The sequence below is a fragment of the Lentzea sp. DG1S-22 genome (genome assembly GCF_036321065.1).
GTDB lineage: Bacteria > Actinomycetota > Actinomycetes > Mycobacteriales > Pseudonocardiaceae > Lentzea > Lentzea jiangxiensis.
Map to the genome: position 1 here is coordinate 3,634,446 of NZ_CP143276.1, position 25,591 is coordinate 3,660,036.

Here is a 25,591-nt window from a genome sequence, read left to right on the forward strand (position 1 = left end):
ATTCGCCGCCGGGGGCCTCCCAGCCGGCTCAGGCGCGGTTGCCGTAGTCCACGAGCTCGACCAGCAGTCCCGTCGCCGGCCCGAGGTGGGCGAACGCCACCCGCAGGCCGGGCCGTCCGCCCTGGCAGGGCTTCTCGTCGACGAGGACCGCGCCGCGGTCCTGCAACGCCAGCAGGTCCGCGTCGATGTCGTCGACCTCGAACGCCACGTGGTTGAGGCCCGGTCCCAGCCGCGCGAGGTGCCCGTGCACCGCGGCGTCGGGGCGCACCGGAGCCACGAGCTCGATCGAGGTCGTGTCGCCGGGGCACTGCCAGAACGAGGTGGCCACGCCGTAGGCGTTCACGTCGTCGGCGTAGGTGTTCTCCATGTCCATCAGGCCGAGGCCGATCCCGGCGGCGGCGAGGTCGCCGGTGACGACACCGACGTGGTCGATGCGCAGGATCATCCCGACTTCCCCTGCGCGGTCGTCACGGCGGCGACGAGGCCGCCGACGTCCTTGATGGCGAAGTACTCCTGCAGGTCGAGGCGCACCGCGAACCTCTGCTCGATGCCGGTGAGCAGGCGCAGCGCGTCGTAGCTCGTCCAGTTGCCGAGCGCCTCGAACCGCGCGTCGGCCGAGATGTCCTCGGCCGGCAGGTCCGTCACCTGACCGACGAGGTCGACCACGTCGACGAAAACCTCAGACATCGGCGGACTCCCTTTCCACGACGAGTGTCGTCCACTCGGGACTGATCTGCGGCCGCGGCAGCAGCGGCAGGGTGAAGCGGCCTTCCGACACCTGCTCGAACCCGGCGTCGGGGTAGAACGCGGCGGCGGCCCTGTTGCGGTCGGTGGCCCTGAAGTCGGCCTCCAGCCGCACGGCACCCGCCGAGAGGGCCCGGTCGGCGAGGTGCTGGACGACGGTGTGCTCGACGCCGCGGGTGAAGACGCGGCAGCTCATCACGAAGTTCTCGACGAGCCAGTGGTCGTCGTGCTTCGACACCCAGACGCCGCCGACGATCCCCTCGGCGCCGAACCGGTCCGCGACCTCGAAGACCAGCACGACGTGGTCGCCGGACGCGGCCATCTCCCGCGTGCGGGCCTCCGCGTGGGAGGTGCCGATCATGTTGAACTGGTTGGTGCGCTGCCCGAGCTGCACGAGCCGCGGCAGGCTGAACTCGTCGGCCTCCCGCACCGACACGGTGATCTCCAGGCTGCGCAGGTAGTCCTGCACGGAGCTGAACGAGTCGGCGAACTCGGTGCGTTCGGCGCGGGCCTTGTAGAGCCCGGTGCGCTCGCGGTCGGTCGCCGTGGTCGTCAGCACGTCGAAGGAACCGTTGCGCTGCAACGCCGTGACGTGGTCGGCCGGGTCGCCGTCGAGGTGCACCACGGTGACCTCGGGGATCGAGCCGCGGACGAGCTGGGTCTCGAACGTGCTGTCGTCGGCGAAGACGAAGCTGTCGAGGCCGAGGTTGAGCTGGGCCGCGAGCCCGCGGATGTTGTGGTCCTTGGGCTGCCAGTTGACCGCGCGGGCCGCGATGTCGGCCGGGCGGATCACCAGGTCCGGGTGGTCGTTCAGGACCTCGTCGACGATCGCCGCCTCGTTCTTGCTGGCCAGCGCGAGAACCACACCCTGCTTGCGCAGTTGCACGGCACGGCGCTGCATCTCGCGGAACGCGTTGCCGGGGTACATCGAGCCGATCTGGATGCCGCTCGGGCCGTCGTCGCCGACGACGCCGCCCCACAGCGTGTTGTCCAGGTCGAGCACGAGGACCTTCTTGGCCAGGCCGAGGAACGCGCGGCAGAAGTGCGCGGCCTCGGTCGCGTAGACCTGCTCGACCTCGGGCGTCCAGGCGGCGCTCGCGAACCGGTAGAGCCTCTCGTCGCGCAGCCGGGCCGGCGCGTCGACCAGGTACGCCTCCAGGTCCAGGGCGTGCACCTGGTCGCGGCGCAGCGCCATGCCGAGCAGGTCGCTGTTCAGCTCGCGCCACGCGCGGCCCAGCGCCGCCCTGCCGTCGAACGCCACGACCCCGCGCATCTCGACCGGCGACAGCGGCACGGTGTGCACGAGGACCGCGCTGCCGGAGCGTTCGGTGAAGGCGCCGACGAGGTTGTCGAACATGCCCCAACGGCCGCGAACGGCGCTCTGGAACGCCTCCGCGTCGTCCCACTCCGCCGGGACGAACCAGTCGTCGTGCAGCAGGCAGAGCGTCACCTGCGGCTCGAACGACGCGAGCGGCGAGTCCGGGCTGCTGAGGTCGACGGCCAGCTGGTCGAAGCCGGACACGTGGATCTCCGGCGCGATCCCCTTGCCCAGCAGCGCGACCCGCAGCAGCGGCGCCACGCCGGACGCGGTGAAGGTGCCGGTGATCGCGACCTTCAGCGGCTTGAGCGTGCCGAGCAGCCCCGCGGGTACCTTGGCGAGCAGCCGGCCTGCCTCCAGCAACGCCGGGAGGTCGGTCAGCGCGGCCAGGTCGCCGAGCACGGCCGGGTCGGCCTCGGCACCGGGTGCGGTCAGCCGGCGGATCCGCGCCAGCAGTTCTTTGATCTCCATCGTCTCTCCCCTAGATCGCCAGAAGCGTGCAGAGCCAGTGCATGCCGCTGGCCGTGCTGGTCAGTGCCACGACGTCGCCCTCGGTGAGCTCCCCGGCCGCGAGGTAGTGCTCGAGCGACATCAGCTGGTCGGCGCACCCGACGTGGCCGAGCGCCTGGGCCACCTCGGTGTTCGTCCACTCGGGACCGTGGTCGAGGTCCTTGGCGAGCAACGTCATCGCGGGCACGCTGTCGTGCAGGTGCAGGAGCTTGCGCAGGTCCGCGGGCGTGGTGCCGACGCGGTCGCAGGCGCGGCGCACCACCTCGTGGTTGTTGGTGCGGATGGTCGAGACGAACTCGAACATCTTGCGGATGTCGCCCGCGAAGAACTCCTCGAGCCGCTTCTGCGGGCTCTTCACGCCGATGTCCTGCTGGCCGGCGAACGGGCGGGCTGCGGCGCCGACGTCCATCATCATGAAGTCGGCGTAGCGGCCGTCGCTGATGATCTCGGTGGTGAGCCAGCGGTTGCGCGGGTGGTCGCGCTTCACCACGGCCGCGGCGGCACCGTCGGAGAAGATGCTGGTGTTGATCTCCATCCGGTTCCAGTACGGCTCGCAGACGCGGTTGGCGCCGATGATCAGCGCCGTCGAGTAGCCGGGGTGGGTGGCGAACTTGCCGGCGACGATGTCGAACGCCGCCACTCCCCCGCCGCACGCCTGGGTCAGCAGGACGTTCTCCGACCGGTGGGCGCCGATCTTGGCCTGCGTCGCGCCGGCCGCGTCCCAGTACAGGTGCTCGGACAGGTCGGACATGGCCAGCACGACCAGGTCGACCTCGTGCGGCTGCACGCCCGCGTCGCCCAGTGCCTTCGCACCGGCCTCGGCGGCCAGGTCGGTGAGGCCGACGCCGTCCCCGGCGCGGTGGAACGTCCGGTACCCCCAGCCCAGCACGCGGTCGACGTCCGCGGTGTAGCCGGCGGCGGCGGACGCCACGTCGACGGGGTCGCCGAGCACGTGCCCGAGCGACACGACTCCGAAGTGGACGGTCACGGGATCTCCTCGATTCTCGCTCCGGCGTCCGCGAGGAACCCGGCGGTGATCTGGTTGTGGGCGGTGCGGCGGTGGCGGAAGACGATGTCGCCGTGCTTCTCGCGCAGCTGCTGGAGCACGACGTCCTCGACGCCCTTGCCGAGCACGACGCAGGACAGCGAGAAGACGTCGACGACGCCTTCGCCGTTGATGCCCACCGCGCCGCTGATGCCGTACTCGCCGAACTTGTCCCGGACGTGGACCGCGAACACCTCGCGGTCCTGCGCCAGGTCGAGCTCCCCGGTGCCGAGGGTGAAGTCCTTGGCCCTGGACACGACCTCGACGACCTTGGCCGCCGAGTCCGGTCCCACGGGCCGGAGGTCGACCTCAACGTTCAGCCCGGCGACGAAGTCGGTGAGCGACACCGTCTTCTGCACCGCGCGCCGCGCACGACGGGGAGCGGTCTCCGGTGGCGGCAGGCGGTCCAGCAGCCCGGACCGGACGAGCTCGTCGCGCCAGGCGGCGGGCTTGGCACCGAGCCGCAGGAGCGCCGCGGACCCGGCCGGCACGCCCTCCGCCTCCGCCAGCTCGGAGACCGGCTCCTGCCCCTGCCTGAACACCAGGCGGGCGCCGGACTCGCGCAACCACCCCAGCGGTTCGCCGAGCGCGTCCGCCGACTCCCGGTCCACCACGACGACCCGCGGCGTCACGCCGTGCACCGCCCGCAGCACACCGGCGAGCGCGGCGCCCAGCTCGGCGAACACCGGTTCGGTGTAGGGGATCTTGGCGAACTTGAACATGGCGGGGTGGTGGGCCTTGCCCGTGCCGGCCGCGCGGACCGCCTGCTCGGCGTCGACCACCCAGGCGTCCGGCCGGCCCGCGAGCTCCGCCCGGATCGTCTCGCGCACCTCGTGCGCCGTGGCGGCCGTGCCGGCGGCCCGTCCGTCGTCGAGGTGCCCGAACACCCGTTCCTCCGGCACCGCGGGCAGGACGAGGACGAGGAACGACCCCCAGCGCCGTGCCGCGGCCATCGCGGCGTCGACCACGGTCAGCAGCTCGTCGCCCAGTTCCTCGAACCGGGGCGCCACCACGAGCACGTCCGGCCTGGCGGCCGCCATCACCGACGTGTCGTCGAGGCACTGCTGCACGATCTGGTTGTACGGCCCGGTGGTGAACGAGGCGGGCAGGCCCGCGTCGTGCAGGGCGGTGCCGAGGTAGGGCAGCACCGGGTCGATCGTGTAGCTCGCCAACAGCCCGGCCCTGATCACCGGGTTCACCCCGGTCCCGGCCATCTCCTGCCACCGGCGGCGCACCGCGGCGAGGTCCTCCACCAGGTCCATCAGACCTCGACCCCCTTGGCCCGCAGCACGTCGCGGACGTCCCGGACGGTCCGGGCGCCGGCGATCTCCTCGTAGTCGAACGACAGCCCGTAGGCCTCCTCCAGCGTCACGATCAGCTGGATGTGCCGCATGCTGGTCCAGCTCGACAGCGTGTCCTGCCCCGCGTCGTCGGTGACGTGCGCCGGATCGACGTCCAGCGCGCCCGCCACCACCTCGGTGAAGGTCATGACCGTCCTCTCAGGCTGAGCGGGCGCATGTCCGTCCACACGCGACCGATGTGCGCGAGGCACTCCTCCTTGGTGCCGCTGACCCCCGCGTCGCGCCAGCCCGGCGCGTTGTCCTTGTGGGCGGGCCAGAGCGCGTACTGCTCCTCGTCGTTGATCACGACCCGGTGCGTCATGGTGTTCTCCCCTTCGTCGTTCAGTCGGCCAGCGCGGGCTGGCGGTCGAGCGGCTTCGCTTCCGGCTCCGGCTCGTGGTCCGGCACGAGGGTCTCGACCTCGCGGACGTTGCGGCTGAGGAAGCCCGCGACACCCACGCCGGCGCCGAGCACACCGACGACCACGAACAGCAGCCCGATGCCCGAGCCCGGTCCGGTGCCGACCAGCCAGCCGAACGCGTCCGCGAGCGCCGTGTCGCCTCGCATGGCGGGTTCGAGCACCTTGTCGACCAGCGGTCCGGCGGCCGCGAAGCCGATCGGGACCGACAGGTTCTCGAAGAAGTTGCGGGCGGCGAAGACGCGTCCCTGCACGGCAGGGTCGACCTTCTCCTGCCAGATGGTCTGCGCGAGACCGTCGATGAACGGGATGGTCAGCTCGACGAAGAACATCGCCGCCGCCCACGCGATCAGGCCGTCACCCACGCCGTAGAGGATCCGGCCGACGATGCTGAACACGAGGATCGCGCCCAGCACGACCAGCATCTTGCGGCGCGGCGGCTTCATGAACGCGAGCAGCGTGCCGCCCAGCACACCGCCGACCGCGCCGATGCTCTGCACCAGGCCCAGCGTTCCCTCGTCGCCCAGCGTGCGGGCGAGCACCAGCGGCACGATCAGCGCCCACGCGAGGGCCGCCAGGAGGCTGATGGAGAACAGGACGACCTGCACCGCGAGCAGCGGAGGGCGTTCGACGATGTAGCGGAAGCCGAACACGCAGTCCTGCCAGAAGGTGCTCTTCTCGCGGTCTTGGCCCGGCACCCGCGGGATGTGCACGACGAGCACCGTGATGATCGCGACCACGTAGGTGAGCCCGTCGACGAGCAGGATCAGCTTGATGCCGGTGAGGCCGAGCAGGGTGGCGGCGAACGCCGGCGCGAAGATCACCGGGAAGCTCTTGACCGACCACATCATCGCGTTGGCCCGCAGGAACTTCCCCCGCTCCAACATGAGCGCGATGGTCGCCCCGAACGCCGGTCCCTGGATCGCGAGCAGCGCGCCGGTCAGCACGTTGACGAGGTACAGGTGCCAGAGCTGGGTCGAGTCGGTGAGGAACAGCGCCAGCAGGATGAACGTGACCGCGATCGACCCGATCTCGCTGACGATGATCGACGTCTTGCGGCTCCACTTGTCGATCAGGCTGCCCGCGACCGGGCTGAACAGCACGGTCGAGCCGAAGCCGCAGAACATCATCAGCGCCATCGACGTGGCCGAGCCGGTGTGCTGCCACACCCAGATGCTGAGCGCGAAGTTCGTCATGCGGGTGCCGAGGGCGGACAGCAGCTGTCCTACCCACATGATCGTGAACGCGCCGAATCCCGAAGGTTTGGGCATTACCTCGTCCTGTTCTGGTCAACGAGCCGGCGGAGCAGCTCTTCGATTCGGCCGAGCATCCGGCGCGCGGTCTCGGGCAGGTACATCTCGGTGCCGTAGTTCATCTCGATGCGGATCCGGTCGTCCACCAGCGATCCGACGACGTCGATCCGGCCGGGCCAGACGGTTCCCCTGTCCTGCAGGACGCCGAGCTCGGACTGGCAGAGGTCGAACAGCTCGCCGGCGCTGGAGAGGTCGGTGAACCCGAACGCCCCGGCGTAGTTGACGGTCAGCTGCGGGTCGGGCTTCTCCAGCCGCCGCCGCACGGCGGGATCGGGGTGGTTGTAGCGGAGCAGGCCGTAGCCGATGCCGTTCACGGGCACCGTCTTGAGCTGCTCGGCCAGCGACACGACCGCCTCGGTGTCGGCGCCCTCCGGCAGCGTGAGCCGGATCGGGTACATCACCTGGAACCAGCCGACCGTGCGGGACAGGTCGAGGCCGTCGAACAACGCCTCGCGGCCGTGCCCGGTGGTCGCGATCGTCCACTCGGGACTGCCGGAGCGTTCGGCGGCCATCCGCACGGACGCCCAGACGAGCAGGTCGCTGACACCGACCTGGTGCCGCTTGGCCAGCTCGCGCAGACGCGCGGTGGTCTCGGCGTCGATCGTCGTGTGGATGTCCAGCATGACGCCGAAGGTGTTGACACCGGGCAGGTCCGGGGTCAGCTCCTCGCTGCCGGGCGCCTGGCTCTCCCAGTACTCGAGCTCCCCCAGCGGTTGCGGGCCGCGGGCGTACTCGTCGATCCTCAGCGCCCAGTCCCGGAACGACGTCGTCTTCGGCCCGAGGTCGACGGGTTCGCCGGCGAGCACCTGGCGCAGCGCGTTCTGGAAGTCCTCCAGGACGAGGCTGCGCGAGACACCGTCGGTGACCAGGTGGTGGCAGATGACCATCACGCGGTCGGGCTCGTGGCCGCCGAGTCCGAAGTGGACGACCTTGGCCAGCGGGCCGTCCGCGATGTCGAGCGTCGGGTGCACCTCGTTCAGGTGGTCCTCGATCGCCTTCTCGCGGTCGGCCGCGTCCGAGACGTCGAAGGAGACGAACGGCATCGCGCCCTCGACCGGGCCGTGCGAGGCGTACCAGTCGATCCCCTCGCGGCGGAACCGCAGCCGCAGCCCGTCGTGGTGGGCGACCAGCGCGTTCGTGGCCTGCTCCAGCTGCTCGGGCGTGGCCGGCACGCGCAGCCGGAGGTAGTAGGGGTGGTTGAAGTGGGCGGGCGCGACCATCGACGTCGCCAGCGCCTCGAAGAACCAGCGCTGGGCACCGGTGGCCGGGAAGTCGCCCTCGACCGGTCCCTGGTCCACAACCGGCTGAGGCGCGGTCGCGGCGCACAGCTCGGCGATCGTGCGCCGGGCGGTCAGCTGGGCGGGTGTGAACTTGATGCCCGCCTGGTTCGCGAGCCACACCACCTGGATGGCGGTCATCGAGTCACCGCCCAGCTCGAAGAAGTCGTCGTGCGGACCGACCTCTTCCAGCTTCAGCACCTCGCACCACACGGCCGCAAGCGCTTGCTGCTCCGGCGTCATCGGGACGCGCAGCAGCGCGGCGATCGTGCGCTTGGCCGTGAGCTGGGCGGGCGTGAGCCTGATCCCCGCCTGGTTCGCGAGCCACACCACCTGGATGGCGGTCATCGAGTCACCGCCCAGCTCGAAGAAGTCGTCGTGCACACCGACCTCGGCGAGCTTCAGCACGTCCTGCCACACGGCGGCGAGAGCGCGTTCCTCGCCGGTGCGCGGGGCTTCCGCCGCCCCGGTCTCCTCCGGCAGCTCACCGCCGTGGACGAGCCGCGCGAGAGCGGTGCCCAGCACGACGTCCTGGTCGCCCTCGGCCGTCAGCAGGTCGACGACCGTCACCGCCGGGAAGCGGCGCGCCAGCCGGTCCGCCGCGTGCCCGAAGACACCGGGCCACGGCTTCTCCGTGCGCTCGGACGTGGCGAGAACCGCCGGCGCCGCGCCCGTGCGCTCGGTCCACCGCCCGATCGCGTCGCACAGCCGGGCGAACGCGATCTCGAACGCGGCGACGCCGCCCTCGAACAGGTCCTCCCAGCGCAGCAGCAGCGCGGTGATCTCCCGCTCCACCCCGTCGAGCCCCGCTTCCTGGTCCAGCAACGGGCGCAGGACCTGGCCGGCCGGTGTCGTGCGCACGGTGAGCGGCAGGCCGAGCTTGTCCGCCCACGACGACAGGACCGGCAACACGCCGTCGACCGGGCGCGACGACACGACGCTCACCGGCAGGCCGTCCACAGTGGACTTCGCCGTGCCCTCGACGACGATCGGCGTGTCCGGCGCGCCGACCAGCTCGGTCAGCTGCGCGACGAACGACCCGAGCAGCTCGTCGGCGCCGCAGGGGGTGAAGACGTCGGCGCTGTACTCGAGCGTCGCGGCCAGCTCGCCGTGCTCGGTGGTCAGCGTGAGGAACAGGTCGAAGTCGAGGCTCGTGACCGGCACCTCCAGCGGCTCCAGGTCGAGCCCGGGCCACGTCATCGCCTCGTCGGGCAGGTCCGCGTAGTTGAACGCGCACTGGTAGACCGGGTGCCGGCCCCTCTGCCGCGGCAGCACGTGGGCGACGCTGGAGAACGGCACGTCGGCGTGCTGGTAGCCGTCGACCATCGCGCGGTGCACCCGCTGCAGGACCTGCCGGAACGTGAGGCGCCCCGCCAGGTCGACGCGGATCGGCAGCAGGTCGGTGAAGCAGCCGACGAGGTGCTCGACCTCCGGGCGCGGCCTGCCCTGCTGCGGCACGCTCAGCACGACGTCCGGCTGCGCGCTGCGCCGGTACAGCACCACCGCGTACGCCGCGAGCAGCGTGGCGAACGGCGTGCTGCCCTCGGCGCGGGCCAGGTCCTTCAACGCTTGCGCGACGGTGGCCGGGACCTCGGACGAGGTGCGCCGGGTCTCGTTGCGCTCGGGACGTTGCGCCGGCAGCTCCAGCTGCGACGGCGCATCGGCGAGGTAGGAGCGCCAGTGGTTCGCGTGCGGTTCGAGGGCCTCGCCGGTGAGCAGCTCCTGCTGCCAGGCCGCGTAGTCCGCGTACTGCACCACCAGCTCCGGCAGGTCTGCCCGCGCGTACCCGGCGGACAGCTCGGCGAGCAGCACGCCCCACGACGTGTTGTCGCAGACGATGTGGTGCATGCCGAGCAGCAGGTGGTGCTCGTCCGTGCCGGTCCGCACCAGCCGGACTCGCAGCAGCGGCCCGTTCTCCAGGTCGTAGACGTGGCTGGTGTGCTCCAGGAGGAACTCGTCGGGCGAGCCGACGGCCTCGGGCAGCCAGCAGTCCAGGTCCGGGTGCACGACCATGACCGGCCGGCCGTCCCGCTCGGCGAACGTGGTGCGCAGGATCTCGTGCCTGCGCACGACCCGGGCCACCGCGGCGCGCAACGCCGGCACGTCCAGCGAGCCCCTCAACCTGACGGCGAACGTGGTGTTCATCCGGGTCGTGGTGGTGTCGAGCTGGGTCGCCGCCCACATCCGCTGCTGGATGGCCGACAGCTCCAGCGGGCCGGTGCGGGAGACCGGCGACAGCGGATGCCCGGTCTCCCCCGGCTCGTCGACGAGCTCGGCCAATGCCTCGACGGTCGGGTGGGTGAACAGCGCGTGCAGCGACACGTCGACGCCGAACTCCGCGAACACCTTCGACAGCAGCTGCGTGGCGAGCAGCGAGTGCCCGCCCAGCGCGAAGAAGTCGTGCGTGACGCCGACCTCGTCGAGCTTGAGGACCTCCCGCCACACCTTCGCGAGCCGTTCCTCGGTCCTGGTGCGCGGCGCGACGGGAGGCGTGTCGACCGCGACGGCCCGGACGGCGGGTGCGGCGCGACCGGCGAGCGAGGCCGGGTCGCCGAGCGCGGTGTCCAGCAGGTGCAGGCGCGGTGCGTCCGGGTGCAGCTTGCGGGTCAGCAGGATCGCCAGGGCGGCGAACGTCTCCTGCGTGTAGGGGACGTGGCCGAGCTTGTCGGCCTGCGGGTCGAACGTGGCGCTGACGGGCAGCGCCTTGGCCCAGTCCGCGAACCACACCGCGTGCACGCCGTCGGTCTGGTCGGCGAGCACGGCGAGCCGGTCGTCGAGGTGGCCGAAGGGCTGCCCGGACGGGCAGACGACGAGGAACAGCGGGGCGGCGGACCGCTGCCGGTAGGCGGTGACCGCGGCTTCGAGGTCCTGCCAGCTCGCCTCGACCGAGTCGCCGTGGCGCAGCCAGTCCTCCCAGCGCAGCAGCACGACGTCGGCGAGCCTGCCGCCGTCGCCGCCGAGCAGGTGCTGGACGATCTGCCCGTAGGGAGCCAGTTCGACGTCGACCGGCAGGCGCAGCACGCCGTTCAGGACGTCGAGCGGCTCGCGCACCGGGTCGGCGGTGAACGTGGCGGCGATCGAGATCCGGTCGCGCCGCCGCACCGGCTGTCCCGCCGCCAGCCCGCTCAGCACGGTCAGGAACTGCTCGCCCAGCTCACCGGCGGTCTCGTCGAGGTAGAGATCCGCGTTGTAGCCGAGGACGCCGCGCAGCTCGCCGTCCACTCTGGACAGCACCACGAACAGGTCGAAGTCGGTGAGCCCGTTGTCGACCTCGAACGGGCTGAACTCGACCCCGCCGGCCGTCTTGGCCGCCGGTGCCTCGGTGAGGCTGAGCATGGCCTGGAACAACGGGTTCTGGCTCGGGTCGCGCGGCGGGTCGACGGCCTCGACGACCCGTGCGTAGGGCGCGTCCTGGTGGGCGTAGGCCTCGCTGATCGCGCGGTGCGTGCCCCGGACGACCTCGTCGGCGTCGGCGCCGAGGTCGACCCGCAGCACCAGCATGTTCGCCAGCGAGCCGATCATCGGCTCCAGCTCCGGGCGACCGCGCCCGCTGACCGGCATGCCGAGCAGCACCCGTTCCTGGCCGATCAGCGCCGCGAACCCGCTGAGCACCACGGCGTTCAGCGACACACCGAGCTCACGGGCCCGTGCGGCGAGCTTCCCGGTCAAGTCGGCGGGCACGACGAAGTGACGTCGTCCGCCCCTGTGGGTCTGGATCGCCGGGCGCGGCAGGTCGGACGGCACCGTGGACCGCGCGGGGCTGTCCGCGAGCTTGTCCTTCCAGTACGCCAGGTGCTCGTCCATCACCTCGTCGGTCAGCCTGCGCCGCTCGGCCGCCGCGTGCCGCCCGAACGTCGTGGGCAGCTCGGGCAGCGTCTCACCGCCGTAGAACGCGACGAGGTCGGAGCCGAAGACCTCGGCCGAGGCGGCGTCGAACACGATGTGGTGCGCCGTCACCAGCAGGAGGTGCTCCTGCTCGCCGAGCACCACGAGCCTGAACGCCACCAGCGGGCCCGTGCTCAGGTCGAAGACGTGCCGGGCGTGCTCCAAGGCCACCTCCCCGGCACGTCCGGGGTCCGCCGTCAGGTCGGTGACCTCGATGGCGATGGAGACGTTGTCGCGTACCCGTTGCCGCAGCTCGCCATCACGCTCGAAGAACGTGGTGCGCAGCGCGGAATGGCGGTCGACGACCCGGCCCACCGCCACTTCGAGGGCGGTGCGGTCGAGCGGCCCGGTGAGCTTCAGCCCGAACGGGATCGCGTAGGCGGGGTTTCCGGGGTCGAGGCGGTCGAGGAACCAGAGCTGCTCCTGGGTGAACGACACCGGCTGCGAGCGGTCGGCGTTGCGCAGCCGCAGGGCCAGCAGCTGGCGCTGCTCCTCGGTCAGTGAGCTGGTCAGGTGGTCTGTCATGACTGGGAGATCTCCTGGGCGTCCCGCTCGCGGTCCAGTTCGGCCCGCAGCTCTTCCGGTGACATGTCGCGGATCTCGGCGAGCAGCCGGGCGAACTCGTCGTCCTGCTCCGGTTCGTGCGCCCGCAGCTGCTCGACCCTGGCGGCGAGCTTCGCCGGCGTGGGCGCCTCGAAGATCGCGCCCGCCGGCAGCACGACGCCGAGGCCGGCCGTGATCCGCGCGAGGATCTGGGTCGCCAGCAGCGAATGCCCGCCCAGCTCGAAGTAGTCGTCGTCCGGGCCGATGCTCGCGATGCCGAGCAGCTCCTGCCAGATCCCGGTGATCACGGCGAGGTCACCCGTCGCGGCCACCTCCCGCTCGCGCGCTCGCTCGACGACGACCTCGGCCTCGGCCTCGCGCGGTGCGGTACCCGGCAGGTCGACCCAGTGCCGCGCCCGCTCGAACGGGTACCCCGGCAGCGGAACCCGGCGGCGGCGCTCGCCGGCCGTCAGCGCGCCGAGGTCCACGTCGGCGCCGGCGATCCACAGCCGGCCCGCCGCGGCCAGCACGGTGTCGAGGTCGTGCCTGTCCTCGCGCGGGTGCCGCAGCGACCCGTAGGCCGCGCTGCCGGTCAGGTCGTGCTGCCGTGCCAGCGTGCTCAGGACGTTGCCCGGTCCGACCTCCAGCAGGTTCGCCGGGCCGTTCGCGAGGATCGTCGTCAGCCCCTCGCTGAACCGGACGGCCGCACGGGCGTGCCGCGCCCAGTAGCCGGGGTCGGTCGCCTCCGCGTTCGTGATCCAGGTGCCGGACACGTTGGAGACGAACGGGATCCGCGGCTCCCGCAGCTCGACCCGGCTCACCAGCGCGGCGAACTCGCCGAGCACCGGGTCGATCATCGAGGAGTGGAAGGCGTGCGAGGTGTGCAGCCTGCGGCTGGTGACCGCGAGGCTCTCCTCGAACCTCCCGACGGCCTCGAACGTGCCGGCGACCGTGCTCAGGTTCGGCGCGTTGCTCGCCGCGAGGCACACGTCCGGCGGCAGGTCCAGGTCCGCGGCGCCCAGCGGCACCGACAGCATGGCGCCGGCGGGCAGCGCGTCCATCAGCGCGCCGCGGGCCGCGACGAGCTCCAGCGCGTCCCGCAGCCCGAACACCCCGGCCAGGCACGCCGCCACGTACTCGCCGACGCTGTGCCCGAGCATCGCGACCGGCCGCACACCCCAGTGCTGCCAGAGCTTCGCGAGCGAGTACTCGACCGCGAACAGCGCCGGCTGGGTGTACTTCGTGCGCGTCAGCAGTTCGGCGTCGGCCAGCACCTCGTGGAGGTCGAACGGCAGGTGGGCGGCGCACTCGTCGAGTGCCGCGCGGAACACCGGCTCCTCGTCGGCGAGCTGGGAGGCCATGCCCGCGTACTGGGAACCCTGGCCGGGGAACAGGAACACCACGTCCCTGCGGTCGCCCGAGCCGGTCCAGGCCGCGGTCAGGTCGGCGCGGTCACCGGCCACGACCGCGAGCCGGTGCCGCAACGCACGACGGCCGGTGCGCAACGTGTGCGACACGTCCGCCAGCTCGTGCCCACCCGCGGCGAGGTGCTCCGCCAGCCTCTTCCTGCTCTGCTCCAACGCCTGCTCGCTCGCCGCCGACAACACCAGCAGGTGCCGCGACCGGCCGGGCGGCATCGGCTCCGGCGACGGCGGCTCCTCCAGCACGGCGTGCGCGTTCGTCCCGCCCATGCCGAACCCGCTGACCCCGGCCCTGCGCGGCCCCTCACCGGGCCAGGGCAGCACCTCGCGGTTGACGAAGAACGGGCTGCCCTCCAGCCCGGTCTCGGGGTTCGGCGCCGTGAAGTACGGGCTGGGCGGCACGACTCCGTGCCCGACCGCGAGCGCCGCCTTGACGAACCCGGCGACACCGGCCGCCGCGTCCAGGTGCCCGATCAGCGCCTTCACCGACCCGAGCGCGCACGCCGAAGGCGGGTGCACGAACGCCTGCGTCAGCGCGGCGACCTCGATCGGGTCGCCCAGCGGCGTGGCGGTGCCGTGCGCCTCGACGTAGCCGATGGTCGATGAGTCCACTTCGGACAGGTCGTGCGCGGCCCTGATGACCCGTGCCTGCCCGTTGACGCTCGGCGCGGTGAAGCCCACCTTGTCGGCGCCGTCGTTGTTGACCGCGGTGCCCTTCACGACGGCGTGGATCGTGTCGCCGTCGGCCATCGCGTCCTCGAGACGCCGCAGCACCACGGCGGCGACCCCGTTGCCCGCGACCACGCCGTGCGCGTTGACGTCGAACGGCAGGCACCGGCCGTCGGCGGCGAGGATGCCGCCCTCGGTGTGCTGGTAGCCCTCGTGCACGGGCGGCCGGATGGACACGCCGCCGGCCAGGGCGATGTCGCAGTCGCGGCCCAGCAGCGCCTGGCAGGCCACGTGGATCGTCACCAGCGACGACGAGCACGCCGTCTGCACGGTGATCGCCGGGCCGGTCAGGTCGAGGTGGTAGGCGACGCGGCTGGCGAGCGTGTCCTTGTCGTTGGCCAGCAGCAGGTCGAGCGGCTGCAGGCCACCGGGCACGGCCGGGTTGTTCCACAGGTGCCGCAGCAGGTACGTGTCGACGCTGGCCGACGCGTAGACGCCGACCTCCGCCTCGCCGCCGAGGTGCCCGGAGTGCTCCAGCGCGTGCCAGGCGCACTCCAGGAACACCCGTTGCTGCGGGTCCAGCACGGCGGCGTCGCGCGGGCTGTAGCCGAACAGCTTGGCGTCGAAGAACTCGATGTCGTCCAGCGCGCCACCCACGGGTACGAAACCCGGCTCCGCACGTCGCTGCGCGGTCACGCCCGCCGCGTCGAGCTCCTCGTCGGTGAAGCGGCGCACGCCGACCTCGCCGGCGAGCACGTTCTGCCAGAACTCCTCCACAGTGGACGATCCCGGGAAGCGGCCGGCCATGCCGACCACCGCGATCTCCAGCCCCGTGTACTCCGTCACGACTTCTTCCCCCTCGCCAGCAAAGCCTTCCTGCCACCGGCGGCACGCGTGCCGGTCTGACCGCCGCCGTCGAAGTGAGCGGCCAGCGCGCGGACGGTCGGGTAGGTGAACAACGTGACCGTCGGCACCTCCCGCGCGAACACCTCGGCCAACCTGCTGCGCGCCTTCACCAGCAACAGCGAGTTGCCGCCGAGGTCGAAGAAGTTGTCGTCCGCGCCGACCCGGTCCGTCCGCAGCACCTCGCGCCACACGTCGGAGATCGCGCGCTCGGTCTGGTTGCCGGCGGGCACCACCACCCGTTCGGAGGCCACCGACTCCGGCTTCGGCAACGCCCGGCGTTCGAGCTTGCCGTTGGGGTTGCGCGGGATGGTCGGCACCTCCACGAACGCCGACGGCACCATGTACTCGGGCAGCCCGCGCCGCAACGACGCCCGCAGCTGCGCCGCGTCGATCCGGCACCCCTCGGCGGCGACCGCGTAGGCGACCAGCCGCACGTCCCCCGGCACGTCCTCGCGGGCGATGACCACCGCCGCGCGCACGGACGGGTGCTGCGCCACCGCGGTCTGGATCTCGCCGAGCTCGATCCGGTAGCCGCGCAGCTTGATCTGGTCGTCCATCCGCCGCAGGAACTCGACCTGCCCGTCCGGCAGGAACCGCGCCAGGTCCCCGGTCCGGTACAGGCGGCCTTCCCCGAACGGGTCGGACACGAACCGCTCGGCGGTGAGCTCCGGCCGGTTCAGGTACCCGCGGGCCACCTGCACGCCACCGAGGTACAGCTCGCCCGGCACGCCGACGGGCAGCGGCTCCCGGTTCTCGTCCAGCACGTAGGCCGTGTTGCCGGTGATCGGCCGCCCGATCGGCAGCGGGCTCTCCGTGCCGTCGCACTCGGACGAGGTGATCCAGATGCTGGCCTCGGTCGGTCCGTAGACGTTGATGAACCGCCGGCCGGGCGCCCACGCGGCGGCGACCTCGTCCGGGCAGGCCTCGCCGCCCGCCATCAGCGTGCGCAGGCCGGGCACGAGCGCGGGGTCGGTCAGCCGCAGCACGGTCGGCGGCAGGCACGCGAAGTCGACGCGCTGCGCGTTGATCGTGCGCGCGAGGTCGGGGCCGGGTTGCAGGTCGTGCTGCGCGGCGAGCACCACCGTGGCGCCGGACCGCAGCGTCACCATGATGTCGGCGACCGACACGTCGAAGCTGAACGACGCGAACTGCAGCATCCGGTTGCCCGGCCCGATGCCGAGCATCCGCGCCAGCTCGTCGGCGAGGTTCACCACGCCCCGGTGCGGCAGCATGGCGCCCTTGGGCCTGCCGGTCGACCCGGACGTGTAGATCACGTACGCCAGGTCGTCCGGCTCGATCGTCCGCTGTGGACGGTCACAGGGCTGGCCGGAGAGGTCGGTCTCGTCCAGCGGCAGCGTGCCGGCACCGGGGAACCTCCCGGCGAGCGCCGCCAGCGTCACGACCAGGCGCAGCCCGGAGTCCTCGACCATGTACGCGAGCCGGTCCGCCGGGTACTCCGGGTCGAGCGGCACGTACGCGGCGCCGGACTTGAGCACGCCCTGCTGCGCCACCACGAGGTCGATCGACCGCGGCAGGCTGATGCCGACGAGGTCACCGCGGCCGATGCCGGACGAGCGCAGCAGGTGCGCGAGCCGGTTCGCCCGCACGTCCAGCTCGCCGTAGGTGAGCCGCTGGTCCTCGAACACCAGCGCCACCGCGTCCGGCGTGCGGTCCGCCGACGCCTCGGTGAGCTCGTGCACCAGCACACCGTCGAGCCGGCAGGTCGCCGGCGGGTTCCACACCTGCAGCAGCCGCACCCGCTCCGCCGGGGTGATCATCGTCAGCCGGCCGATCGGCGTCGACGGGGCGGCGAGACCCGAGCCGAGCAGCGTTTCCAGGTGGCCGAGCATCCTCCGCGCGGTGGCGGGGTCGTACAGCGCGCTGTCGAACTCCAGCAGCCCGGAGATCCCGCCCTCGGTCGAGGTGACGCCGAGCTCGAGGTCCCACTTCGCGGTTCCCGAGTGCGACGCGACCTTCTCGACGACGACACCGGGCAGCGAGAAGATCTCGTGCTGGCTGTCCTCCATGCCGACGACCGTCTGGACGACCGGCTGGTGCGCGGTGCTGCGGGGTGGCGCGAGCGCCTCGACGACCCGTTCGAACGGCAGCTCCTGGTGCTGCTGCGCGGCCAGCGTCGTGTCCCGCACCTGGTGCAGCACCGACAGGAAGCTCGCCCCGGGGTCGAGGCGGGTCCGCAGCGCGACGGTGTTGACGAAGAACCCGATCGCGTTCTCGACCTCGGCACGCCGGTTGCCCACGTTGGTGCCGACCACGACGTCGTCGGCGCCGCAGTAGCGGTGCAGCAGCACGTTCCACGCGGTCAGCAGCACCATGAACGGCGTCACGCGCTCCGCCAGGCAGAACTCGTCGAGCCGCGCCTTCAGCGAGGCGGGCCAGGAGAACTCGACCGCGCCGCCGCGCATCTTCATCACAGCCGGACGCGGGCGGTCCGCCGGCAGTTCGAGCACCGGCGGCACCCCGGCGAGCTGCCCCGTCCAGTAGTCCAGCAGCCGGGCGCCGTCCGGACCGGCGAGCCACTCGGTCTGCCAGCGGCTGAAGTCCAGGTACTGCGTCGGTTCCGGCCCGAGGTCGCGCCCCTCGTAGGCGGCGCGCCACTCGGCGAACAGCAGCTGCGTGCTCCACCCGTCGCAGACGATGTGGTGCATCGACACCAGCAGCAAGGCGTCGGTCTCGTCGAACACCACCAGCTCGGCCCGCAGCAGCGGCCCGTCCGCCAGCGAGAACGGCTCGCGGGCCGCTTCCGCCGCACGGGCCTTCGCGAAGGCGTCGCGGTCGCCGGCGTCGGCGTGCGTCACGACGAGCGAGAACTGCGGCTCCGGCAGGATCACCTGGCGCGGGTCGCCGTCGAGGTCCAGGAACACGGTCCGCAGCACCTCGTGCCGCCGCCCGAGAGCGAGCAGCGCCTCCCCCAGCGCCGTGCTGTCCACGGGTCCGCGCAGCCGGAAGGCGTACGGCACGTTGTAGACGGGGCTGCCGGGGTGCAGCTGGTCGAGCAGCCACAGCCTCCGCTGCCCGGACGACACGGGATGGACGTTGAACTCCTCGCCCCGTTCGGCGAGCCGCGCGAACACCTCCGCGCGCTTGTCGGGATCGAGCGCTCTCAAGCGCCGCAACACGTCCTGCACGAGTCCCCCTCCGGTCACAGGTCGAGCAGGTCGGCGACGGAGAGCGAGGGCCTGGCCCCTGCCCGGATCGCGCCGGCGGATACGGGTGTGGTGTCGCGCAACCGGTCGACCTCGGTCGCGATGCCCGCGACGGTCGGGTGGTCGAACAGCGACCGCATGGGCAGCCGGACCCCCAGCTCGCCCTCGATGCGCGACAGGATCCGGGCGGCCTTGAGCGAATGGCCGCCGAGGTCGAAGAAGTTGGTGTCGCGGCCGATCGACTCGGCGCCGAGCACCTGCCGCCAGAGGTTCGCGACGGCGACCTCGGTGAGCGTCCGCGGCTCGTCCGGCTCCTCGGCGGCGATCTCCGGGTCGGGCAGCGCGCGCAGGTCGAGTTTCCCGTTGCGGGTCAACGGCAACGCCTCCAGCGGCACCAGCGCGGACGGCACGAGGTAGGCGGGCAGCGCGTCGCGCACGTGCCGCATCAGCTCGTCGAGCTGCTCCTCGCCGGCCCGCTCCAGCACGACGTAGCCGACGAGGGCGACGTCACCGGCGGAGTCCTCGCGCGGCACCACCACGGCCTGGCGGACCAGTCCCGATGAGTGCAGGCACGCCTCGACCTCGCCCGGCTCGATCCGGAACCCGCGGATCTTCACCTGCCGGTCGGCGCGGCCCAGGTACTCGAACGTGCCGTCCGGCAGCAGGCGTGCCAGGTCTCCGGTGCGGTACAGCCGCGTCCCCGGCCTGCCGCCGAGGTGGTCGGGCAGGAACTTCTCGGCGGTCAGGGCGGGGTTGCCGACGTAGCCGCGGCCGACTCCGTCCCCGCCGATGCACAGCTCGCCGACGGCCATGGGCGGCACGGGTTCGAGGTACTGGTCCAGCACGTAGAGCTGGGTGTTGCTCAGCGCGCGCCCCAACGGGATGCGACCCTCCGCGCGGTCGCACGCGTGGCTGGACGCGAAGGTCGTCGTCTCGGTCGGGCCGTAGCCGTTCACGACGTGCTCGGGGCCGCCGGGGTGGGCGATCAGCGTCGCGATCGCGTGCTCGTCGGGCTGCTCCCCGCCGAACACGAAGTAGCGCAGGCCGGACAACGCGCCGGGCAGCTCGCGTGCCACGTGCATGGCGACCGAGGTGGTGAGGAAGAGCGTGTCGATCTCGTTGGCGCGCAACCACTCCCCCAGCGCCGCCGGGTCGAGGGCGACGTCCTTGGGCAGCCCGACGAGCCGGCCGCCGTTCAGCAGCGCGCCCCAGATCTCGAACGTCGCCGCGTCGAACGTCGTCGTGGACGCCTGCGCGACCCGGTCACCGGGCGCGAAGTCGACGTAGTTCGTGTCGCGGACGAGCCGGACCACGTTGCGGTGGCTGACGCAGACGCCCTTCGGCATGCCGGTCGAGCCGGACGTGTACATGACGTAGGCGAGGTCGTCCGCGACCGGAGTCCGCTGTGGACGGTCGGCGGGACAGGTGAGCACCATCGCGGACAGGTCGACGAGCTCGACCCCGGTCAGGGCCACCGGGCGGTCGGCGACCACGGCGGTGGCGGAAGCGTCGGCGCACAACGCCTGCAGGCGGTCGAGCGGGTACTCCGGGTCGAGCGGCAGGTAGGCGCCCCCGGCCTTGAGCACGGCGATCGCGGCGACGACCCAGTCCACGCCCCGGTCCGCGAGGAGGCCGACGGGCCTGCCGGCCACGCCGAGGGTGCCGAGGTGCGCGGCGAGGCGGTTGGCCCGCTGGTCCAGCTCCGCGTAGGTGAGCCGCACGTCGCCGAACTCGACGGCGACGTCGCCGGGGTACCGGTCGGCGGTCTGCTCGAACAGCTCGACCACGGTGGCGTCCGCCGGGTACGCCGTCGCAGTGGCGTTGAGGTCGCGGACGATCCGGTCGCGCTCGTCGCCCGACAGCAGCGACAGGTTCGACAGCCGCGCCCGCGGGGCGGTCGTGAGCTGGCCGAGCACGGTGGCGAAGCGCTCGGTCAGGTCGACGACGTCGGCACGGTGGTACAGCGCGGTGCGGAACTTGACCCAGCCGCGCATCTCGCCGCTGCCGGAGTCGGGCAGCTGCAGTTCGAGGTCGTAGAGCCCCTGGTCGCTCGTGCCCTGGGTGAAGGTGAAGACGCAGCCCCCCGCGGCGAGCGGCCCGGCCAGCGGTGGCGGGGAGGCGAAGACGATCTGGAAGACCGGGTGGCGGTCCACGTCGCCGGTCTGCCCGAGCGCCTCGCAGACCTCGTGGAACGGCGCGTCGCGGTGGTCGAGCGCGTCGAGGACGGTGTCGCGCACGGCGTCCATGACCTCGCCGAACGTCGGGTCCCACCCCGGGCGCACCCGCAGCGCGAGCATGTTGACGAAGTAGCCGACCAGGTCGTGGGTGTCGGCGTGCTCGCGACCGGCGGACGGCGAGCCGACCACGATGTCCGAAGAGCCCGTGATCCGGTGCAGCAGCACGGTGAACGCGCTGAGCAGCACCATGAACGACGACGACCGGTGCGTGCTCGCCGTGCGCCGCACCGCGTCCGCGAGCTCCTCCGGCACGACCAGCGGCAGCACCTCGGCGGCGAAGTCGGGCCGGGCCGGGCGGGTGCGGATCGCCGGCAGCTCCAGCGGTTCCGGCAGGTCGGCCAGCTCGGTGCGCCAGTGCTCGACGTCCCCGGCGAGCGGGGCGATGTCGCGGTAGGCGACCGCGGGCCGGGGCAGCGACACGTCCCCGCCGTCGACGGCGGCCTGGTAGCAGCGCGGCAGCTCGTCCTGGACCACCGCGACGGACGCGCCGTCGATCGCGATGTGGTGCACCAGCAGGAGGAGCCGGTGGCGGTCGTCCTCCAGCCGCAGCAGCACGACCCTCAGCGGCAGTCCGCCGGAGATGTCGACGCGGCGGGCGAGCTCACCGGCCACCAGCGCCTCGGCGCGCTCCGACCGCGCGGCGGCGGGGAGGTCGCGCAGGTCGTGCGTGGTGATCGACAGGTGCGCCTCCAGCGCGACCTCGGGCACGAGGTCGGTGCCGTCGAGGCGGTAGCTGGTGCGCAACGGCTCGTGCCGGTCGACCACGGCGGTCAGGGCGGTGGCGAGCGCGTACGGGTCGAGGTCACCGGTGATCTCGACGTGCACCGGCACGGTGTTGAACGTGGCGTCCGGCGCGAGCTGGTCGGAGAACCAGATCTGCTGCTGGCCACGGGTGGCCGCTGGTCGCTGCTGGGTCACTGCACACCTTCCTTGGCGGTCACCGAACGCACGACGCTCGTCACCGCCGCCGGGTCGTCCTTGAGGTAGAAGTGGCCGCCGGGCCGGACCACGAGGTCGAAGCCGGCGGCGGTGTGATGCCGCCACGCGCCGACGTCGGCCACGCTCGCGAGCGGGTCGTCGGTGCCGCAGAACGCGGTGATCGGCACGTCCAGCACGTCACGGGTGCCGTGGAACCCGGCGCACACGGTGAGGTCGGCGCGCAGCGTCGGCAGGAGCAGGCCGAGCACGTCCCTGTGCGCCAGCAGGTCCGCGGGAACGCCCCCGAGCGTGGTCATCCAGCCGAGCAGGCCGTCGTCGTCGAGCAGGTGCGGTTCGCCGCCGAACGGCAGGTGCGGCGCCTTGGCGGCGGACACGACCAGGTGCTCGGCCTGGCCGCCGAGCCTGCGGGCGACGTCGAACGCGATCAGGCCGCCCATGCTGTGGCCGAACAGCACCACCGGTGCCGCGATCTCGGCCCGGATCGCCTCGGCCAGCGGTTCCGAGATCCGCGCGGCCTCGGTGACCGCGGGTTCGGCGAACCGCCGTTCCCTGCCCGGCAGCACCGCGCACCACAGTTCGACGGACTCCCCCAGCAGGTCCGCCCAGTCCCAGAAGGCCGACGCGCCACCGCCCGCGTACGGAACGCACACCACCCGCAGCGCCGCCTCCGGCCGTGGCCGGGGGCGGACCAGCCAGCTGCTTGTCCCTTGTTCCTTCACGCGACGAAGCTACGAACCGGCCCTTAGCGCACCCTTCGGGAAACCTGATGGTGCTCTTATCCCTGGTGCCACCAGGGAAAACACAAGTGGGGCCACCCCGGCGGACTCTCGTCCGCGAAGGTGGCCCCGGTACCGGGAGATCCGGTCTCAGCCCGCCCGAAGAACTTCCGAACCCTTGGCGCCGAACAGGTCAGGCTCGACCGGCAGGACACCGATCTCGCGCATCTGCTCCAGGTAGACCTGGTACCGCCGGCGTGCCTCGCCGTGCCGTCCGGCCGCCCGCAGCGCCTTGACCAGCCGCACGTGCGCGCTTTCGTCGTAGGGGTCGAGCTCGAGCATCCGGACCAGGTAGCCGACCTGCTGATCGGGATCGCGCACCAGCTGCACCAACGCCCGCAGCACGGCCGTGTACCGCCCGCGGACCTCCTCGCGGGCCTGGACGGCCCACTGCTCGTAGGGTTCCTCGGCCAGGAACTCGCCGACGTGCAGCTCGTCCGCGTCGGTCAGCAACGACAACGCGGCCGGGTCCGCCCGCCGGTGTGCCGCCAGCGCCGCGTTCGCCGCGTCGAGGAACTCCGCCACGTCGAGGTCCACGAGGGACAGGTCGAGCGACACCGTGTCGCGGTCGGCGACGAGCGGCTCGGCGTCGGCGGGCAGGCCCGGCGCGGACAGCACGGCCCGCAACGTCGACAGCAGAACGGAGAGCCGGTTGGCGGTGCGGTCCGACAGGTCGTCCGGCCACAGCAGCTCCACCAGCTGCGGCCGCGGCACCGGCCGTCCCCTGTTGGCCGCCAGGATCTTCAGCAGGTCGCGCGCCTTCTTCGACTGCCACGACGCGGACGGCACGGGGGCGCCGTCGCGCAGCACCTGGAACCCGCCGAGCGTCCGCACGACGATCCGCGCGGTCCTCGGGGCGCTGGTCCCGAGCACGTCGGCCATCCGCACGTCCGTGCGCACTCCCCGAGCCCGCAGGGCGTTCTCCCACCGGGACACGTCCACCCCGGTCAGCCGTGCCGCCGCCAGTTCCGCGGCCGCCTCGCCCACCGGGTCCCCCGCCGCCCGCCACACCATCACGGCCTCGGCCAGCAGGGCCTCGCGGTCCGCCGAGGTCGCCGCCGCCAGCTGCAGCGCGTCCGCGAGCCCTGCCCGGTCGCCCCGGCGTCCCGCGAGCGCCCTGGCCGAGGCGGCGTCCGCCCGCGCGGTCTCCCGGTCGCCCGCCAGCACGGCGACCCAGCCCCGGGCGAGCAGCGCGGGCACCTCCCCCGACCGCAGGGCCTGGCTGGTGGCGACGGCGTGCTCCGCGAGCTCGCGCGCCCGGCGGACGTCCTCGCCCGCCACGACCCTCGCGAGCGTCGCCGGCACGAGCGGGTCGGTGCCGGGCAGCGCCAGTGCCTCGTCGAGAAATGCCTGCGCCTGACCGGGTTCGCCCCGCCGGCGGTGCACCTCCGCCTTGGTCACGAGGTCCTTCGCGCACTGCCCGGCGTCCCTCAGCGCGTCGTCGAACCGGCCGAGCCGGACGTTCGCCCGCGCCCGGACGCCGCGGCAGGCGAGCTCGTGCCCGGTGAGCCCCGCCTGCCTGCCGAACACCAGCACCTCGTCGATCTCGGCCACCGCCCTCGCCGGACCGGTCTCCACGAGGAACGACGCCCGTTCGCAGCGGATCGTCAGCTCCAGCACGCGGCAGCCCGCCCGCCGCGCCCGGTCCACGGCCTGCCCGTAGTGCATCTCGAACGGTGCCCGCTCGCCGTCGAACCCGGCGAGCAAGCCGAACGCCCTGCTGCTCCAGGCGAACGCGGCGTGGCCCGTGCACCTGCGCGCCGCCTCCGCGCACCTCTCCGCCAGCTCACGCGCCCTGTCGTGCCGGCCGGTCTCGCGGAACCAGCCCACGGCCAGCGACAGCAGCCGCACCTCGTCGAGCGAGGCGACGTCGTCGAACACCGTGCGTTCGAACAACTCCACGGCTTCACCGGTCTGCCCGGCGAGCGCGTGCAGCTGCCCCATCCGCCACGACAGGCGCACGCCGATCTCGCCCGCCTGCTCGTAGGAGTGCAGCGCCCCGAGCCAGTCACCCCTGTGCTGCAGGGCGAAGCCCCACACGAGGTGCAGGCGGGAGTCGTCGACCTCCAGCTGTTCCAGCGCGGCCAGCACCGCGTCGGCGTCACCGCCCGCGACGATCTGCTCGTCCCTGCGCAACAACAACTGCGCCACCAGGTCCCACCTCCGCACGGCGACCAGGTGCCGCAACGCCTCGGCGGGCGCGCCCGTGCGTTCGCAGAACACCGCGGCCTTGACCCGGACCTCCTCGTCCTCGGTGTCGCGCCGGAGCACCTCGGCGACGGGTTCGAGGACGCTCCACTCCGGTCCGCTGACCAGCCCGCGGCGAGCCAGCCCGGGCAACCGGTCGCGGACGTCGGTGAACCCGAGCGCCAGGCACAGCGCCGTGCTCGCGCTCCCGAGACAGGCGATGGCCCGCAGCAGGTCCCGGTTCTCCTCCGGTTCCGCCGCCAGCACGGCCGACACCAGCTCGGCCGGTTCGCCGCCGCCCAGCACGACCGCCGCGGGCCAGCCGCCGGTGCGCGCCAGCACCTCGGCGGGGTCGTCGTCGACGAGCGCGGCGATCTCCCGCTCGGTGAAGGCGAGCTCCCGCGAGCCGATCTCCGCGGCCGGTCCGGGATCGAACGCGAGCTCGTCACCGGTGACGAGCACCAGCCGCAGCAGGTCAGGGCCGCGGCGGCACAACGCCTCGAGCAGCCGCGCGCACTCGCTGTCCCCGCCGAGCAGCCCGGCGTCGTCCACCACCAGCACGAGGGGCTCGTCGAGGTGCGCGTCCAGCAGGCCGCAGACCAGCGCGGCGACGGTGTCGGCGCCCTGCGCGGTGGTCGTGACCAGTTCGGCGGGCAGGTGCGGCAACCGCTGCCGCAACGCCCGCAACAGCCCGCGCGACAGGCGTTCGAGGGAGGTGTCCGCCCGGTCGACGCCGAGCCAGCAGGCTCGGCGCGTCGCCGCCCACGCGGCCACCGAGGTCGTCTTCCCCCAACCGGGCCCCGCCTTCACGACGACCACCTCGTGGGCGGCCGCCGCGTCGAGCGCCGCGGTCAGCGCGGGCCGATCCACCAGCCTTGCGGGTAACGCGGGCTGCAGCA

Annotated in this window: 14 protein-coding genes; all 14 read right to left on the reverse strand. The window is 72.6% G+C overall.

From position 1 onward, the window contains the following. Positions 1–28 precede the first annotated feature (28 nt). The 14 genes from V1227_RS16115 to V1227_RS16180 all read right to left on the reverse strand — a co-directional run bounded on the left by V1227_RS16115 (position 29) and on the right by V1227_RS16180 (position 25,562). Complete coding sequence (locus V1227_RS16115; protein ID WP_329793379.1) at positions 29–445, reverse strand: VOC family protein; 417 nt, start codon at positions 443–445, stop codon at positions 29–31. Further along, on the reverse strand, positions 442–687 hold the full coding sequence (locus V1227_RS16120) for an acyl carrier protein (protein WP_329793380.1): 246 nt from the start codon (positions 685–687) through the stop codon (positions 442–444). Before V1227_RS16120 ends, V1227_RS16115 begins: the two co-directional genes overlap by 4 nt. After that, positions 680–2,533: an HAD-IIIC family phosphatase gene (locus V1227_RS16125; RefSeq protein WP_329793381.1), complete on the reverse strand. Its 1,854-nt coding sequence runs from the start codon at positions 2,531–2,533 to the stop codon at positions 680–682. Before V1227_RS16125 ends, V1227_RS16120 begins: the two co-directional genes overlap by 8 nt. 10 nt (positions 2,534–2,543) lie before the next feature. Further along, complete coding sequence (locus V1227_RS16130; RefSeq protein WP_329793382.1) at positions 2,544–3,560, reverse strand: 3-oxoacyl-ACP synthase III family protein; 1,017 nt, start codon at positions 3,558–3,560, stop codon at positions 2,544–2,546. Further along, entirely contained in the window at positions 3,557–4,879 is a 1,323-nt protein-coding gene (locus V1227_RS16135) for a hypothetical protein (RefSeq protein ID WP_329793383.1), read from the reverse strand. Before V1227_RS16135 ends, V1227_RS16130 begins: the two co-directional genes overlap by 4 nt. Then, the gene (locus V1227_RS16140) at positions 4,879–5,106 is read right to left on the reverse strand and encodes an acyl carrier protein (RefSeq protein ID WP_090099296.1); all 228 of its coding nucleotides are present in this window, start codon (positions 5,104–5,106) and stop codon (positions 4,879–4,881) included. Before V1227_RS16140 ends, V1227_RS16135 begins: the two co-directional genes overlap by 1 nt. Beyond that, entirely contained in the window at positions 5,103–5,303 is a 201-nt protein-coding gene (locus V1227_RS16145) for an MbtH family protein (protein ID WP_442916535.1), read from the reverse strand. Before V1227_RS16145 ends, V1227_RS16140 begins: the two co-directional genes overlap by 4 nt. Beyond that, complete coding sequence (locus V1227_RS16150) at positions 5,300–6,646, reverse strand: MFS transporter (RefSeq protein WP_329793384.1); 1,347 nt, start codon at positions 6,644–6,646, stop codon at positions 5,300–5,302. The genes V1227_RS16145 and V1227_RS16150 overlap by 4 nt, the downstream gene beginning before the upstream one ends. Continuing rightward, positions 6,646–12,375, reverse strand: coding sequence for a condensation domain-containing protein (locus V1227_RS16155; RefSeq protein ID WP_329793385.1), 5,730 nt, complete (start codon positions 12,373–12,375; stop codon positions 6,646–6,648). The genes V1227_RS16150 and V1227_RS16155 overlap by 1 nt, the downstream gene beginning before the upstream one ends. Beyond that, positions 12,372–15,329 carry a type I polyketide synthase gene (locus tag V1227_RS16160; protein ID WP_329793386.1) on the reverse strand — a complete coding sequence of 986 codons (2,958 nt, stop codon included), beginning with the start codon at positions 15,327–15,329 and terminating at the stop codon, positions 12,372–12,374. Before V1227_RS16160 ends, V1227_RS16155 begins: the two co-directional genes overlap by 4 nt. Continuing rightward, a complete protein-coding gene (locus V1227_RS16165; RefSeq protein ID WP_329793387.1) occupies positions 15,326–18,553 on the reverse strand; it encodes a non-ribosomal peptide synthetase in 3,228 nt (1,075 codons plus the stop codon). Before V1227_RS16165 ends, V1227_RS16160 begins: the two co-directional genes overlap by 4 nt. Further along, positions 18,550–21,708: a non-ribosomal peptide synthetase gene (locus V1227_RS16170; RefSeq protein WP_329793388.1), complete on the reverse strand. Its 3,159-nt coding sequence runs from the start codon at positions 21,706–21,708 to the stop codon at positions 18,550–18,552. Before V1227_RS16170 ends, V1227_RS16165 begins: the two co-directional genes overlap by 4 nt. Further along, positions 21,705–22,448 (reverse strand): thioesterase II family protein, encoded by a 744-nt coding sequence (locus V1227_RS16175; protein ID WP_329793389.1) that lies wholly within the window; start codon positions 22,446–22,448, stop codon positions 21,705–21,707. The genes V1227_RS16170 and V1227_RS16175 overlap by 4 nt, the downstream gene beginning before the upstream one ends. A 147-nt stretch (positions 22,449–22,595) precedes the next feature. Beyond that, the gene (locus V1227_RS16180; RefSeq protein WP_329793391.1) at positions 22,596–25,562 is read right to left on the reverse strand and encodes a BTAD domain-containing putative transcriptional regulator; all 2,967 of its coding nucleotides are present in this window, start codon (positions 25,560–25,562) and stop codon (positions 22,596–22,598) included. Positions 25,563–25,591 lie beyond the last annotated feature (29 nt).